The following is a 13,422-nucleotide window of genomic DNA, read 5'->3' as shown; positions in this document are numbered from 1 at the left end:
ATATTTATTAGGTTGAATGACCATGCCAGTGAATACAATTATGGGGTTATTTGCAAAGTCCCCAATTAAGCCTTTGCAACGTCACGTAGTGTGTGTAAACGAGTGTTGCTCGCACCTAGTTAACTTTTTCGAAGTGTCCTCTCAAGGAGACTGGGAAAAAGCAGCAGAGATTCGTGCACAGATTTCTCACCTAGAGAAAGAAGCTGACGTATTAAAGCGCGAAATTCGCCTCAAACTTCCTCGCGGTTTGTTCATGCCAGTCGATCGTACTGACATGCTTGAGCTACTCACTCAACAGGACAAACTTGCCAACCTAGCAAAAGACATCTCTGGTCGTGTCTACGGCCGTCAACTAGTCATTCCTACAGCTCTACAAGAGAACTTCATCGCGTACGTAAAACGTTGTCTCGATGCAGCAGACCAAGCGCAGAAAGTGATCAACGAGCTCGACGAGTTATTGGAAACTGGATTTAAAGGCCGTGAAGTAACACTTGTGGCTGAAATGATCCATCAACTGGATGTGATTGAAGATGACACCGATGCTATGCAGATCCAACTTCGCCAACAACTTATGGCGATTGAATCAGAGCATAACCCTATCGACGTCATGTTCTTGTACAAAATTCTAGAATGGGTAGGCGGCATTGCCGATCAAGCACAGCGTGTTGGCGCTCGTCTTGAAGTGATGCTTTCTCGCTCTTAAATCATAAGTTAACCAAATAACGAAGAGTATTATTTAGTGCGTCAGCTTAGGCGGTGAATATATTCACCGCTGATGGGATCAACTCGCGCAAAATTTTGCTCCGCTTGTTATCAAACAACTAGGTATTACGATGGATATCCTTGCGAACTACGGCACTGTCCTGATTATTGTTGCAGCAGCTTTCGGTTTTCTGATGGCTATTGGTATTGGTGCGAATGACGTTGCGAACGCAATGGGCACCTCAGTAGGCTCGAAAGCTCTTACCGTGAAACAAGCGATCATCATTGCGATGATCTTTGAATTTGCGGGTGCATATCTTGCAGGCGGTGAAGTAACCGACACTATCCGTAAAGGTGTAATCGAAACATCTCTATTTGCCGACCAACCAGATGTACTGGTCTTCGGTATGATGTCTGCGCTTTTGGCAGCAGGTACATGGCTGCTTCTCGCCTCGTACATGGGCTGGCCAGTTTCTACGACTCACTCTATCATCGGTGCCATTATTGGTTTCGCATGTGTTTCTGTGGGCACTGAAGCAGTAGATTGGGGCAGCGTACAAGGTATTGTAGGTAGCTGGATCATTACACCAGTAATTTCAGGCTTCTTTGCATATGTAATTTTCATTAGTGCTCAACGACTGATCTTCGACACAGAGAACCCGCTATTTAATGCAAAGCGCTTTGTTCCTGTTTACATGTTTATCACCACCATGGTTATCGCTCTAGTAACCATCAAGAAAGGTCTGAAGCACGTTGGCCTACACCTAAGCAATACAGAAGCTTGGTTATGGTCTGCAGGTGTATCTGGCTTAATCATGGTAGGTGGTTACCTATACATTCAGAAGAAGTTTGCTAACCGCGAAGACGACCACGGATTTGCCGGCGTAGAAGGTATCTTCAGCGTACTAATGGTTATCACAGCATGTGCGATGGCATTTGCACATGGTTCTAACGATGTAGCGAACGCGATTGGCCCTCTATCAGCGGTAGTATCTACTGTTGAACACATGGGTGAAATCACCGGCAAGAGCACTATCGCTTGGTGGATTCTGCCACTTGGTGGTTTTGGTATCGTTGTCGGTCTTGCCACTCTTGGTCACAAAGTAATGGCAACGGTTGGTACAGGTATCACCGAGCTAACACCGAGCCGTGGTTTCGCCGCTCAGCTAGCCACTGCATGTACGGTTGTACTGGCGTCTGGTACTGGTCTGCCTATCTCAACCACACAAACACTGGTTGGTGCGGTATTGGGTGTTGGTTTTGCGCGTGGTATCGCAGCATTAAACCTAGGCGTAGTTCGTAACATTGTAGCGTCTTGGATTGTTACGCTTCCAGCTGGCGCATTGTTAGCAGTAGTCTTCTTCTACGCTATCCAAGGTATGTTTGGCGGATAAACACCGTCAGCACTGTGTAAGCGCACTGTCATTATTGACTCAAACGCACATAAAGGGAGGCTTTGCCTCCCTTCTTTGTTGCACCTAGCCTAGAAAGTTCATACTATTTGCCAAATACAAAGCGCTTTACGTATTAAAACTGTTAAAGGATTTACCGTGAAAAAACTGATTTGCATGGTTTTAGTCTCTATGCTGGCTGTACCTGCCGCATTTGCTCAAGACCGTTATATCGCAGATAAATTATTTACTTACATGCACTCAGGTCCAAGTAATCAATTTCGTATTATTGGCAGCATCGATGCTGGTGATAAAATTAAACTTCTGACTTCTAACAAAGAAACCGGTTATAGCCAAATCCTGGATGGAAAAGGCCGTAAAGGTTGGGTAGAAAGTCGCTTTATCACACGCCAAGAAAGCATGGCTGTTCGTTTACCAAAACTAGAAAAAGAACTGTCTGAGGTAAAAGAAAAGCTGGCAAATGCTCGTAACAATGCTGACAGCGAAAAGGCAGGCTTGGTTGATTCACTTGAAGTACGTAACCAACAAATTTCTGAACTTGAGCAGAACTACAGCGATATCAGTTCTCAGCTGACCGCATCTCAAACTGAAGTGCGTGAATTACGCGCAAGACTGGATACACAAAAAGAAGATTTGCTGCTGAAGTACTTTATGTATGGTGGTGGTGTTGCAGGCGGTGGCTTACTGTTTGGCCTAATCCTTCCTCACATTATCCCACGTCGTAAGAAGTCTCCATCAGGCTGGGCATAAGATTGATACAAAAAATGGTCACTTCAGTGACCATTTTTTATGCCTGTTACTTTCAAAGCTAACCCTGCCAATCATACAAAGCAGGAATCTCCAGGCGCTGAGACTCAAATTCAACAATGCTCGATTGAGGTTCGATCTTCACCAACTGAACACGTGAGTCAATCCAATCACCTTCCATATACTCCACATCGTTAATTTTCACCCAACGCTTATTTGCTTGGCTTGAATAGACATGAGTCTGAAAATTCATAGCCGGTAACTGGCCAATAAAATCGCTACTATGATGGTTAAGCTTGATTGCGTTTTGTTGTAATTTTCCACCTCTTGGGTTATCAGAACGACCATTTGCTTGACCACTTTGATTCATCACAGATTGGACTCGCCTTGCTAACTCTGGAGACAACTGAGTCAAATCTAACTGTGACAAGTCATCAGGCTCTGGTTTTACCAAGTCTTTTTCAGGCTCAACGGTTAGGGTTCTCTGATTTGAAACTACGGGAGACTCAGACGTCGTTGGTGTGTTTTCATCAGTGGCCCTTCCAGCAAGCCCAGTTGGCTCAACAAAGGTGGACATAAGAGGCTCAAAACGCGGTGAATCGTGAACACTGAACTCGTTTGGCACTTCAACCACTCTTTTTTGCGCCACAGATAACGCCAACGCCACTTCTTTTTGTTGCTGATAACTCTGATAGCCAGCAAATCCCAACCCAACCACACAGGGCATAACCGCAGCCAATACACATAGCCGCCAGTTTGAAGTTCCTTGACGAGTGTCCGCTTGTGCAGGTTCGAAGTTTGGTGAAACGCTCATTACCCCGTATTGCTTATTTCTTTGCTCTGAGGCTTTCAATGCGTTGAGTACATTAGACATCAGCCTTGCTCCTCTTCATCGAAAACTGTGACATTCAATAACGAAGGCGCATTTTCCTGACTCATCAGATCAATCGCTTTCAGTGTTTGCCTTCCTGCGATGCCATCGACCGTCATACCTTGCCACTGTTGAAATGTTTCTACTTTTCTGCGTAATTGAGCATCAAATTTGCTGCTATTTCCCACGCTCTCACCTAGCAACTTAGACAATTTTTTATCGAGCTCAGCAACTTGGATGCCACTCATTCCTGCTCTTAAAGTGCGGTCAAATGAAGGCTGCCAGATGAATCGGTACTCACCATGCCATATCGTCGATAGCCAACGCTTATCAAATTCAATCTGCTTACCTCCAGTGAGTAAGGTCACGTTGTCATCAGAGAGCTTGTACAGCACGGCGTAAGCCATCACACCGTCAATATCAAGCGACAGCACAACTGGCTGATTAAGTTGCGCTAACCGCTGTAAATCACCTTCCGCTTTTTCACAACGAAAGAGGGCATCTTCTCTAGTTTGTGCAGAACAAAAGCTATCAAGTACGCTCGCGTTGTAGCCCCACACTTGGTAGAGCTTATCAATACTGCTTTCAAGCAATGCGTCATTTAACAAGGTTTGCTTAAGTTCAGGAGCAAATACTTCTGCGCGAGTTTCAACTGCTGGCGGAGTAGGTAGTTTTCCTGACCAATACTGAAGCGCAAAAGCATCTAGAGAAGGTTTACTCAGTGTCGTCAGAGCAATGCTACTTATTACCCCAAGCGCTAAGCTAGCGCTAATCGCGACACCAGAAGATAACCACCAGCTCGTTTTTCCAGCGGGTTGCATAGCGACAGAAGAGGTCTGAAACGCCATTACTTCGTCACAAGCTCGCTGAACTAGTGGTAAGCTAATCTCACGTTCGCCTTGTTGATAAGCCTGTTTAAGCGTGGCATCACAAACAAGGTTCACTAACCTTGGGATTCCTTGTGTCGAATGAGCAATCATCTTCAAGGCTTTGGCCGGAAATAAATCATCTCGCCCACCCGCCAAAGACAAACGAAAATGCACATACTTGGCGGTTGCTACACCATCAAGCGGAAGTAAGTGATAGCGCCCAGTAATACGCTGCGCCAATTGGCGAAGTTGCGGCATCTGCAACTTCTGCTGAAGCTCAGGCTGCCCTACCAGTAAAACTTTCAACAACTTTCGACTGTCTGTTTCTAGGTTGGTCAACAACCTGAGCTGTTCAAGAACATCCGCGGCTAAATGCTGCGCTTCATCAATTACCAGTAAGGTTTGAAAGCCTTCTGCATGGTTAGACAGCAAATACTGATAAATGGATTGATTGAGCTGTTTAAGGGTCGCCTGTGATGGATACTTGATAGAGAATTCATCGCATATCGACTCTAGTAGTTCAATACCCGAAAATGTAGGGTTAAGTATGAATCCCGCTTTAGTCTGCGTATCCAACGAGTCCAACATAGCCTTCGCGACAGTCGTTTTCCCCGTACCAACCTCTCCGGTGAGCATGGCAAAACCGCCCCCCTCACCTAAACCAGCTTGAAGGTGAGTGATCGCTTCACGGTGTCTTTGACTAAGAAACAAGTAACGCGAGTTCGGCACAATTGAGAAAGGGGCTTCGACAAAACCAAAAAATTCCTTGTACATCACTCACGTCTCTATAATTTAACTGATAAGAAAAGTACCATTGCAGACTTCAAATCGCCAATGGCAAATCATTAAAATAAGGGAATCCATTGCAAGTATACCTAGTTGGAGGAGCTGTTCGAGATCAGTTGCTCAATATTCCGGTACATGACAAAGATTGGGTTGTGGTGGGCAGTTCACCGCAAGAAATGCAAAGCCAAGGTTTCACCGCCGTTGGTAAAGACTTTCCTGTCTTTCTCCACCCTGCCAGCAAGCAAGAGTATGCGCTCGCCAGAACGGAACGTAAGACCGCATCAGGATACACTGGGTTCGAATGTTACTTCGCAAAAGATGTTACCCTTGAAGAAGATCTGCAACGCCGAGATCTCACTATAAACGCGATGGCGCAAGATCCCGATGGCAACATAGTCGACCCTTATCATGGTCAACAAGATCTTAAAAATCGAGTATTGCGCCACGTCTCAACTGCATTTGTCGAAGATCCATTGCGCGTCTTAAGAGTCGCACGCTTTGCCGCTAAACTTGCTCACTTCGGCTTTACGGTCGCCCCCGAAACTTTAGATTTAATGACACAAATAAGCCGCTCGGGCGAGCTGGAGCACTTAACCCCAGAACGAGTCTGGCAAGAGTGGCACAAATCTCTGGCGACCCAAAGCCCCGCCGTATTCCTGTCTGTACTTCATCAATGTGGTGCACTAGAGGTCGTATTGCCCGAGATAGCCCAACTGTTTGGCGTCCCTCAACCCGAGCAATGGCACCCAGAAATTGACACTGGCATTCATACTTTGATGGTCGCAGATCAAGCCGCACTGCTATCTGACTCACTGCCTGTCCGCTTCGCCGCCCAAGTCCACGACTTAGGTAAAGGGATCACACCAGAATCTGAATGGCCAAGCCACAAAATGCATTGTCATACCGGTTTAAAGCTGATCAAGCGCCTATGTGAACGAGTTCGTGTCCCGAATGAATTCAGAGATCTTGCACTTATGGTGTGTGAACAACACTCAAACATTCACCGAGCTGCAGAACTAAAGCCTGCCACTAAGCTTAAGGTGCTGAACAAATTCGATGTATGGCGTAAACCTGACAGACTGACAGACATTTTACTGTGTTGTATGGCCGATAGCCGTGGTCGTCTTGGCTTTGAGGGTATTGATTACCCGCAGAAAGACACCTTTCTTCAGGCCTATCAAGCGGCAGTTGGAGTGAATGTGCAAGACATTATCAAGGATGGCTTTAAAGGTGCCGCTATTCGCGAGGAAATGGAGAAACGCCGCGTTGCGGCTATTGCTGCCTTATCGGCCTAGTCTGTTTGTCCATGTAGACAATAAAAAAGCGGAGCCAAATGGCTCCGCTTTTTTTATGAGAACGCTAGTTATAGCATTACTTCTTAGCAAGCTTCTCTTTAATACGAGCTGACTTACCAGAACGCTCACGTAGGTAGTACAGTTTGGCACGACGTACTGCACCGCGGCGTTTAACTTCAATGCTATCAACCATTGGAGAGTGAGTTTGGAACGTACGCTCAACACCTTCACCGTTCGAGATCTTACGAACTGTGAATGCAGAGTGTAGACCACGGTTACGGATTGCGATTACAACGCCTTCGAAAGCCTGTAGACGCTCACGGTCACCTTCTTTTACCTTAACTTGAACAACAACAGTGTCACCTGGTGCAAATTTAGGTAGGTCTGATTTCATTTGCTCTTGCTCAAGAGCTTTGATGATGTTACTCATTTTTTAAATTCCTAGAATAAACTGATACTAAATAAAATAGGTTACTTGCTATTAACTCGATGCTCTTTAATGAACTCGGCAAGTAATTGTTCCTGTTCGTCAGTCAGAGCTAGGTTTTCCAGGAGTTCTGGTCTTCTTAGCCAAGTACGGCCTAACGACTGCTTGAGTCGCCAGCGACGAATATCCTTATGGTTTCCGGACATCAGTACCGATGGTACTTCTTTTCCATCTAACACTTCAGGACGCGTATAGTGAGGGCAATCTAATAAGCCATTGGCAAAAGAATCTTCTTCTGCCGACGCAAAATCTCCCAATACCCCCGGAATAAACCGAGATACTGAGTCGATTAACGTCATGGCTGGTATTTCACCACCCGTCATCACAAAATCTCCGATTGACCATTCTTCGTCAACCTCAGATTGAATGATACGCTCATCTACCCCTTCGTAGCGGCCACAAATAAGAAGTAAATTCTCATTAGTTGCCAGCTCTTCGACTCCTTTCTGGTCGAGCTTACGACCTTGAGGAGAAAGGTAGATAACCTTCGTCTTACCCGGTGAAGCCTGTTTTGCTGTCGTGATAGCATCGCGCAAAGGCTGAACCATCATCAACATGCCAGGACCACCACCGTAAGGTCTATCATCGACAGTTCGATGTTTGTCATGAGTGAAATCGCGAGGATTCCATGTCTCAATCGACAAAAGACCTTTTTTAACCGCTTGACCTGTTACCCCAAAATCAGTAACAGAACGGAACATTTCAGGAAATAGGCTAATTACGCCAACCCACATGTGTTCTCTCGCTCTGTAATTTTGGAATTAGAATCCAGGATCCCAGTCAACTTCGATCCGTTGAGCTTCGCGATCAACTTTTTTGATCACTTGCTCTTCAAGGAACGGGATTAATCGTTCCTTCTGTCCGAAAGCATCTTTAAGATTTGCTTTCACTACGAGAACATCGTTTGAGCCAGTTTCTAGGATGTCAGAAACAACACCTAGATCGTAACCTTTATCGGTTACTACTTGCATGCCAAACAATTCACGCCAGTAGAATTCATCTTCTGACAATTCAGGCAATGATGCAGGGTCAACAGCGATTTCAAAGTTCGTTAGGAGATGTGCGTCTTCACGAACATCTAAGCCTTCCAGCTTAGCCACCATACCTTTGTTATGGCGTTTCCAAGTTTCGACGTTGAACTCAACCCACTCACCCTTTTGTTTAATAAACCAAGGGCTGTAATCGAAAATGCTCTCAGCATTGTCTGTATAGGAAAAAACTTTAAGCCAACCACGAATGCCATAGGTAGCACCAAACTTGCCCATAACAATTTTTTCGTTTTGTTCGCTCATTGTTTCTTTACCTTTCATCGACATAAGCTAATTTCTTCTACTAAACAGTAAAAATTAAGCCGCTTTTTGAGCGTCTTTAACTAGCTTAGCAACGCGGTCAGATAGAGACGCGCCTTGACCAACCCAGTGGTTAACGCGGTCTAGGTCTAGACGTAGACCTTCTTCTTGACCAGTTGCAGTAGGGTTAAAGAAACCTACTTTCTCGATGAAACGGCCAGTTGCAGCGTTGCGGCTGTCCGCTACTACGATTTGATAGAATGGACGCTTCTTAGCGCCGTGACGTGCCAAACGAATGGTTACCATGTCGTCCTCTTTGCTTTCTCAAAAATAAAATTAACCCCAGAAACCGTCTATAAATAGTCGATTTGGGGTCTCGTGCCAAAATAAAGCCTCGGAATTTTACTCTTATTCCAAGTCTTTGCAAGGGTTTTAGCTATTTTTTCACCACCACAAATAGCGATTGTAGTTTGTGACTCAGCTAACAGGTTGAAAATAAAGATTGACTCAACCCGCCCTTAAAAAATCAAAGAGCGTAACTCCCGCAGAGTTACGCTCTTTTATCATCTGATAGCTCAGCGATGAATACGTGGATTAACGACCAAACGGGTTAAAACCACCACCCATTCCGCCCATACCACCCATCATGCCTTGCATATTGCGCATCATGCCTTTCATGCCACCCTTCTGCATTTTCTTCATCATCTTCTGCATCTGAGTGAACTGCTTCAGCAGGCGGTTAACATCTTGAACCTGAGTACCGGAACCTGCAGCAATACGCTTTTTACGTGAACCCTTGATAAGTTCAGGGCGTTGGCGCTCTTTCATCGTCATTGAATTGATGATGGCTTCCATTTGCTTGAACATCTTGTCATCGACTTTATCTTTGACGTTGTCTGGTAAGTTGCTCATACCTGGCAGCTTATCCATCATGCCCATCATGCCGCCCATGTTCTGCATCTGGCCAAGTTGCTCACGGAAGTCTTCTAGATCGAAGCCTTTCTTCTCTTTAAACTTCTTCGCCAGTTTTTCTGCTTTCTCAGTATCAACATTACGTTGTAAATCTTCGATAAGCGACAGTACGTCACCCATACCAAGAATACGTGATGCGACACGATCAGGGTGGAATGGTTCTAGTGCATCGGTTTTTTCACCCACACCCAAGAACTTAATTGGTTTACCTGTGATGTGACGAACCGAAAGTGCAGCACCACCACGGGCATCACCATCAACTTTAGTTAAGATAACACCAGTCAAAGGCAGTGCATCACCAAACGCTTTGGCGGTATTGGCAGCATCTTGACCTGTCATTGCATCAACAACAAACAGAGTTTCTACTGGAGTAATTGCGTTATGCAGATCTTGAATCTCTGCCATCATTTCTTCGTCAACCGCTAAACGACCTGCGGTATCGACAAGAAGAACATCGTAGAATTTTTTCTTAGCATGATCGATTGCTGCATTAGCGATATCGATTGGCTTTTGATTAGCAGAAGATGGGAAGAAATCAACGCCCACATCCGCCGCTAGCGTTTCTAGCTGTTTGATCGCTGCAGGGCGATATACGTCGGCAGAAACCACCAGCACTTTCTTTTTATCACGCTCTGTAAGAAGCTTAGATAGTTTACCGACACTGGTTGTTTTACCCGCACCTTGCAGACCAGCCATTAAGATAACAGCAGGCGGCTGAGCCGCTAGGTTGAGCGCTTCATTAGACTCACCCATCACTGCTTCAAGCTCAGCTTGAACAATCTTAATAAACTCTTGTCCCGGCGTTAGCGACTTAGATACTTCAACACCAACAGCGCCTTCTTTAACGCGCTTAACAAAATCGCGAACAACAGGCAGTGCAACGTCGGCTTCTAACAAAGCCATACGTACTTCGCGTAAGGTATCTTTAATATTGTCTTCGGTCAGACGACCTTTGCCGCTGATATTTTTCAGCGTACTGGATAATCGATCCGTTAAATTCTCAAACATCTTTCTACTCTTCGCTATAAGGCGATAAATTACGGTGAGTATACAATAGCCAACCCGCCAGTTATACCCGTTCTGCTAAGCAACGACAGTTTTAATCTCTCATCTCTTGCAATTGGATCGGGATCTAAGATAGCCCAAGCGCTTGATGCAAGGTATAATTCCAGCACGAGACTAACAACTTTGTGAAAGAAATGGATAACTTATTCGCCGTTGCTGCAGCAATGCTTTACACCTTTGCTATCGCAACCATAGTTCCTGGCTTAGTACATCAAACCGGTATTCGCGCGAAAACCGTCTTGGTTAGTGCGGCTTTGGCATTGGCGTTTCACGGCTGGTTGCTTAGCGATCTTATTTTGGATGGCAGCGGACAAAACTTAAGTATCCTGAATGTTGCCTCGTTAATCAGCTTCATTATTTCACTGGTTATGAGTACTGCAATGCTAAAAACGCGTTTGTGGTTCTTACTTCCTGTCGTCTTTAGCTTTGCGGCTATTAACCTAATTGCCGCGGCGTTTTTGCCAAGCACTTTCATTACCCATTTAGAAAATGCACCTAAGCTACTGTTCCACATCTCATTGGCGCTATTTTCATATTCAACGCTGACTATTGGTGCACTCTACGCTTTGCAACTTGCTTGGCTTGACCACAAACTAAAAACAAAGAAAGCGCTGGCGATTAATCCTAATCTACCTCCCTTAATGATGGTGGAAAGGCAGCTTTTCAAGATCATCCTTATCGGTAACCTACTTTTGACAGGTACGTTGCTCACCGGTTTTGTGTTTGTCCAAGATATGTTTGCGCAAGGCAAGGCACACAAAGGAATTTTATCTCTGATCGCTTGGATTGTTTACTCGGTACTACTTTGGGGACACTACCGTAAAGGTTGGCGAGGGCGTAAAGTCACTTGGTTTGCCGTTGCTGGCGCAACCCTATTAACATTGGCCTACTTTGGTAGTCGCTTTGTGCGTGAAATCATTCTCACTTGATCACTAGAATAAGGAGCATAAGCTCCTTATTGTTCATTTTGCTAATCCATTGACATCAAGACCATTATCGGTCATATATTAACCAACACATAACAAGGACAAGCACAGTTTTGGATGACATTTCCACGGGTTTATTGTTCGCTATACTCGCCGGCTTAATCGTAATTTCTGGATACTTTTCGGGTTCTGAGACAGGGATGATGTCTCTTAACCGCTACCGCCTAAAACATTTAGCTAATACTGGCCACAAGGGAGCTCGACGAGTAGAAAAGCTCCTTCGTCGCCCAGATCGCTTGATCGGCCTAATCCTAATTGGCAATAACCTCGTTAACATTCTCGCCTCTGCTATCGCAACCATTCTAGGTATGCGTTTATACGGCGACCTTGGTGTTGCTATTGCTACCGGTGCTCTCACCTTAATCGTACTGGTATTTGCCGAAGTCACACCAAAAACTATCGCTTCTTTATATCCAGAGCGCGTTTCCTACGCCAGCAGCATCCTGCTTGGCATTCTCATGAAACTGCTATCGCCACTGGTTCTTCTGGTTAACTTCATCACCAACGGTTTTATCCGCTTAATTGGTGTAAAAGCTAATCATGACGATGATGATCACCTCAGCTCAGAAGAGCTGCGTACCGTTGTAAATGAAGCAGGTAGCTTAATCCCTCGTCGCCACCAAGATATGTTGGTGTCGATTTTGGATTTAGAGCATGTGACGGTTAACGACATCATGGTGCCACGCAATGAGATTACAGGTATCGATATCAACGACGACTGGAAATCGATTGTTCGTCAGCTCACTCACTCACCTCATGGCCGCATCGTACTGTACCGAGATCAAATCGATGAAGTAGTGGGAATGCTCAGGCTACGTGAAGCATATCGTCTGATGTTGGAGAAAAACGAGTTTAATAAAGAAACGTTACTTCGAGCAGCAGACGAAGTGTACTTCATCCCAGAAAGTACACCATTGAACGTTCAGTTGCTGAAGTTTCAACGCAACAAAGAGCGCATAGGTCTGATTGTCGATGAATACGGTGACATTAACGGCTTAGTCACTTTGGAAGATATTCTAGAAGAGATTGTTGGTGAATTTACCACTTCAATTGCTCCAAGCCTTTCCGAAGAAATTATCCCCCAAGGCGACGGCAGCTTCTTGATCGAAGGCAGTGCTAACATTCGCGATATCAACAAAGGTCTGAAGTGGAAGTTGCCTACCGATGGTCCAAGAACGCTTAACGGTTTGATCTTGGAGCACCTAGAAGACATTCCCGAGAGTCATTTAAGTGTTCAGGTAGCGAAGCACCCTATGGAGATTGTTGAACTGGAAGAAAACCGTATTAAGTTGGTAAAAGTCTTCCCTCGCTTGCGTGAGACCAAACATTGATTTCAATAAAAAAGGCCTTGATGATTTCATCAAGGCCTTTTCAATATTCACACTACGCAAACTGAGATTAATCGACTTTTAACTCTTTCAGCATTGATTCAGGAAGCGCCAGTTCATCATTTTGATTCACAGAAATACCTGCTTCAATGATGGCTTTAGCGATAGCTTTCGCTTCTTCAAGTGAATGCATTGCCGCCGTACCACATTGGTATTCGTTTAGCTCTGGGATCTTGTTCTGGCTTTCTACTTTCAGCACGTCTTCCATTGCCGCTAGCCACGCAGCTGCTACTTGATCTTCACCCGGCGTACCAATCAAACTCATGTAGAAACCCGTACGACACCCCATTGGAGAAATATCAATGATTTCTACTTGGTCACCGTTTAAGTGGTTACGCATAAAGCCTGCATACAAGTGCTCTAAAGTATGAATGCCTTTTTCAGACAAAATATCTTTGTTTGGTGCAGTGAAACGTAAGTCGAACACAGTGATAGTGTCGCCTTTAGGGGTTTGCATTGTTTTCGCAACGCGTACCGCTGGAGCATTCATTCGTGTGTGGTCAACGGTAAAACTATCTAATAGTGGCATTGCTCTTCTCCCTGATTGAGTACA

The 13,422-nt window shown here is 45.1% G+C and carries 14 protein-coding genes; 6 read left to right on the top strand and 8 right to left on the bottom strand.

Going from position 1 to position 13,422, the window contains the following annotated elements:
• Positions 1 to 22: 22 nt before the first annotated feature.
• The 3 genes from J4N42_RS02400 (at position 23) to J4N42_RS02390 (ending at position 2,864) form a co-directional block, all read left to right on the top strand.
• Positions 23 to 703: a TIGR00153 family protein gene (locus J4N42_RS02400; RefSeq protein WP_252029479.1), complete on the top strand. Its 681-nt coding sequence runs from the start codon at positions 23 to 25 to the stop codon at positions 701 to 703.
• Positions 704 to 833: 130 nt separating this feature from the next.
• On the top strand, positions 834 to 2,096 hold the full coding sequence (locus J4N42_RS02395) for an inorganic phosphate transporter (RefSeq protein WP_252029478.1): 1,263 nt from the start codon (positions 834 to 836) through the stop codon (positions 2,094 to 2,096).
• A 156-nt stretch (positions 2,097 to 2,252) separates the two neighbouring features.
• Complete coding sequence (locus J4N42_RS02390; protein ID WP_252029477.1) at positions 2,253 to 2,864, top strand: TIGR04211 family SH3 domain-containing protein; 612 nt, start codon at positions 2,253 to 2,255, stop codon at positions 2,862 to 2,864.
• A 58-nt stretch (positions 2,865 to 2,922) separates the two neighbouring features.
• Here J4N42_RS02390 and J4N42_RS02385 read toward each other — a convergent pair whose 3' ends face one another.
• Both J4N42_RS02385 and J4N42_RS02380 read right to left on the bottom strand, forming a co-directional pair.
• Positions 2,923 to 3,735: a general secretion pathway protein GspB gene (locus tag J4N42_RS02385; protein ID WP_252029476.1), complete on the bottom strand. Its 813-nt coding sequence runs from the start codon at positions 3,733 to 3,735 to the stop codon at positions 2,923 to 2,925.
• A complete protein-coding gene (locus tag J4N42_RS02380; RefSeq protein ID WP_252029475.1) occupies positions 3,735 to 5,375 on the bottom strand; it encodes an ExeA family protein in 1,641 nt (546 codons plus the stop codon). The genes J4N42_RS02385 and J4N42_RS02380 overlap by 1 nt, the downstream gene beginning before the upstream one ends.
• A gap of 89 nt (positions 5,376 to 5,464) precedes the next feature.
• On the opposite strand from J4N42_RS02380, the gene J4N42_RS02375 reads away from it, so the two are divergent.
• Complete coding sequence (locus tag J4N42_RS02375) at positions 5,465 to 6,682, top strand: multifunctional CCA addition/repair protein (protein ID WP_252029474.1); 1,218 nt, start codon at positions 5,465 to 5,467, stop codon at positions 6,680 to 6,682.
• Positions 6,683 to 6,758: 76 nt separating this feature from the next.
• Here J4N42_RS02375 and rplS read toward each other — a convergent pair whose 3' ends face one another.
• The 5 genes from rplS to ffh form a co-directional block, all read right to left on the bottom strand.
• Positions 6,759 to 7,112, bottom strand: a complete 354-nt coding sequence (rplS, locus tag J4N42_RS02370) for a 50S ribosomal protein L19 (RefSeq protein WP_252029472.1) — start codon at positions 7,110 to 7,112, stop codon at positions 6,759 to 6,761.
• Positions 7,113 to 7,153: 41 nt separating this feature from the next.
• Complete coding sequence (gene trmD / locus J4N42_RS02365; protein WP_252029470.1) at positions 7,154 to 7,903, bottom strand: tRNA (guanosine(37)-N1)-methyltransferase TrmD; 750 nt, start codon at positions 7,901 to 7,903, stop codon at positions 7,154 to 7,156.
• A 27-nt stretch (positions 7,904 to 7,930) separates the two neighbouring features.
• A complete protein-coding gene (gene rimM / locus J4N42_RS02360) occupies positions 7,931 to 8,485 on the bottom strand; it encodes a ribosome maturation factor RimM (RefSeq protein ID WP_252029469.1) in 555 nt (184 codons plus the stop codon).
• A 30-nt stretch (positions 8,486 to 8,515) separates the two neighbouring features.
• Positions 8,516 to 8,764: a 30S ribosomal protein S16 gene (gene rpsP, locus J4N42_RS02355; protein ID WP_117233716.1), complete on the bottom strand. Its 249-nt coding sequence runs from the start codon at positions 8,762 to 8,764 to the stop codon at positions 8,516 to 8,518.
• A gap of 288 nt (positions 8,765 to 9,052) precedes the next feature.
• The gene (ffh, locus tag J4N42_RS02350; RefSeq protein ID WP_252029466.1) at positions 9,053 to 10,438 is read right to left on the bottom strand and encodes a signal recognition particle protein; all 1,386 of its coding nucleotides are present in this window, start codon (positions 10,436 to 10,438) and stop codon (positions 9,053 to 9,055) included.
• Between the two features lie 191 nt (positions 10,439 to 10,629).
• Between ffh and J4N42_RS02345 the strand changes: the two genes are divergently transcribed.
• Both J4N42_RS02345 and J4N42_RS02340 read left to right on the top strand, forming a co-directional pair.
• Positions 10,630 to 11,424: a cytochrome C assembly family protein gene (locus J4N42_RS02345; protein ID WP_252029464.1), complete on the top strand. Its 795-nt coding sequence runs from the start codon at positions 10,630 to 10,632 to the stop codon at positions 11,422 to 11,424.
• 110 nt (positions 11,425 to 11,534) lie between these two features.
• Positions 11,535 to 12,812: an HlyC/CorC family transporter gene (locus J4N42_RS02340; RefSeq protein ID WP_252029462.1), complete on the top strand. Its 1,278-nt coding sequence runs from the start codon at positions 11,535 to 11,537 to the stop codon at positions 12,810 to 12,812.
• 67 nt (positions 12,813 to 12,879) lie between these two features.
• Here the strand turns inward: J4N42_RS02340 and luxS are convergent, their stop codons facing one another.
• The gene (gene luxS / locus J4N42_RS02335; RefSeq protein ID WP_252029461.1) at positions 12,880 to 13,398 is read right to left on the bottom strand and encodes an S-ribosylhomocysteine lyase; all 519 of its coding nucleotides are present in this window, start codon (positions 13,396 to 13,398) and stop codon (positions 12,880 to 12,882) included.
• Between the last annotated feature and the right edge of the window lie 24 nt (positions 13,399 to 13,422).

It is taken from the genome of Vibrio sp. SCSIO 43135 (assembly GCF_023716665.1).
GTDB classification, from domain to species: Bacteria; Pseudomonadota; Gammaproteobacteria; order Enterobacterales; family Vibrionaceae; genus Vibrio; species Vibrio paucivorans.
The sequence above is the reverse complement of the archived record's forward strand: the minus strand, read 5'-3'. Positions and strand labels throughout refer to the sequence as shown.

Bases quoted from the DNA above. Each gene is read 5' to 3' on its own strand.
- J4N42_RS02400 (WP_252029479.1), top strand. From the start codon at position 23: ATGCCAGTGAATACAATTATGGGGTTATTTGCAAAGTCCCCAATTAAG.
- J4N42_RS02395 (WP_252029478.1), top strand. From the start codon at position 834: ATGGATATCCTTGCGAACTACGGCACTGTCCTGATTATTGTTGCAGCA.
- J4N42_RS02385 (WP_252029476.1), bottom strand. From the start codon at position 3,735: ATGTCTAATGTACTCAACGCATTGAAAGCCTCAGAGCAAAGAAATAAG.
- J4N42_RS02380 (WP_252029475.1), bottom strand. From the start codon at position 5,375: ATGTACAAGGAATTTTTTGGTTTTGTCGAAGCCCCTTTCTCAATTGTG.
- rplS (WP_252029472.1), bottom strand. From the start codon at position 7,112: ATGAGTAACATCATCAAAGCTCTTGAGCAAGAGCAAATGAAATCAGAC.
- trmD (WP_252029470.1), bottom strand. From the start codon at position 7,903: ATGTGGGTTGGCGTAATTAGCCTATTTCCTGAAATGTTCCGTTCTGTT.
- rimM (WP_252029469.1), bottom strand. From the start codon at position 8,485: ATGTCGATGAAAGGTAAAGAAACAATGAGCGAACAAAACGAAAAAATT.
- rpsP (WP_117233716.1), bottom strand. From the start codon at position 8,764: ATGGTAACCATTCGTTTGGCACGTCACGGCGCTAAGAAGCGTCCATTC.
- ffh (WP_252029466.1), bottom strand. From the start codon at position 10,438: ATGTTTGAGAATTTAACGGATCGATTATCCAGTACGCTGAAAAATATC.
- J4N42_RS02345 (WP_252029464.1), top strand. From the start codon at position 10,630: ATGGATAACTTATTCGCCGTTGCTGCAGCAATGCTTTACACCTTTGCT.
- luxS (WP_252029461.1), bottom strand. From the start codon at position 13,398: ATGCCACTATTAGATAGTTTTACCGTTGACCACACACGAATGAATGCT.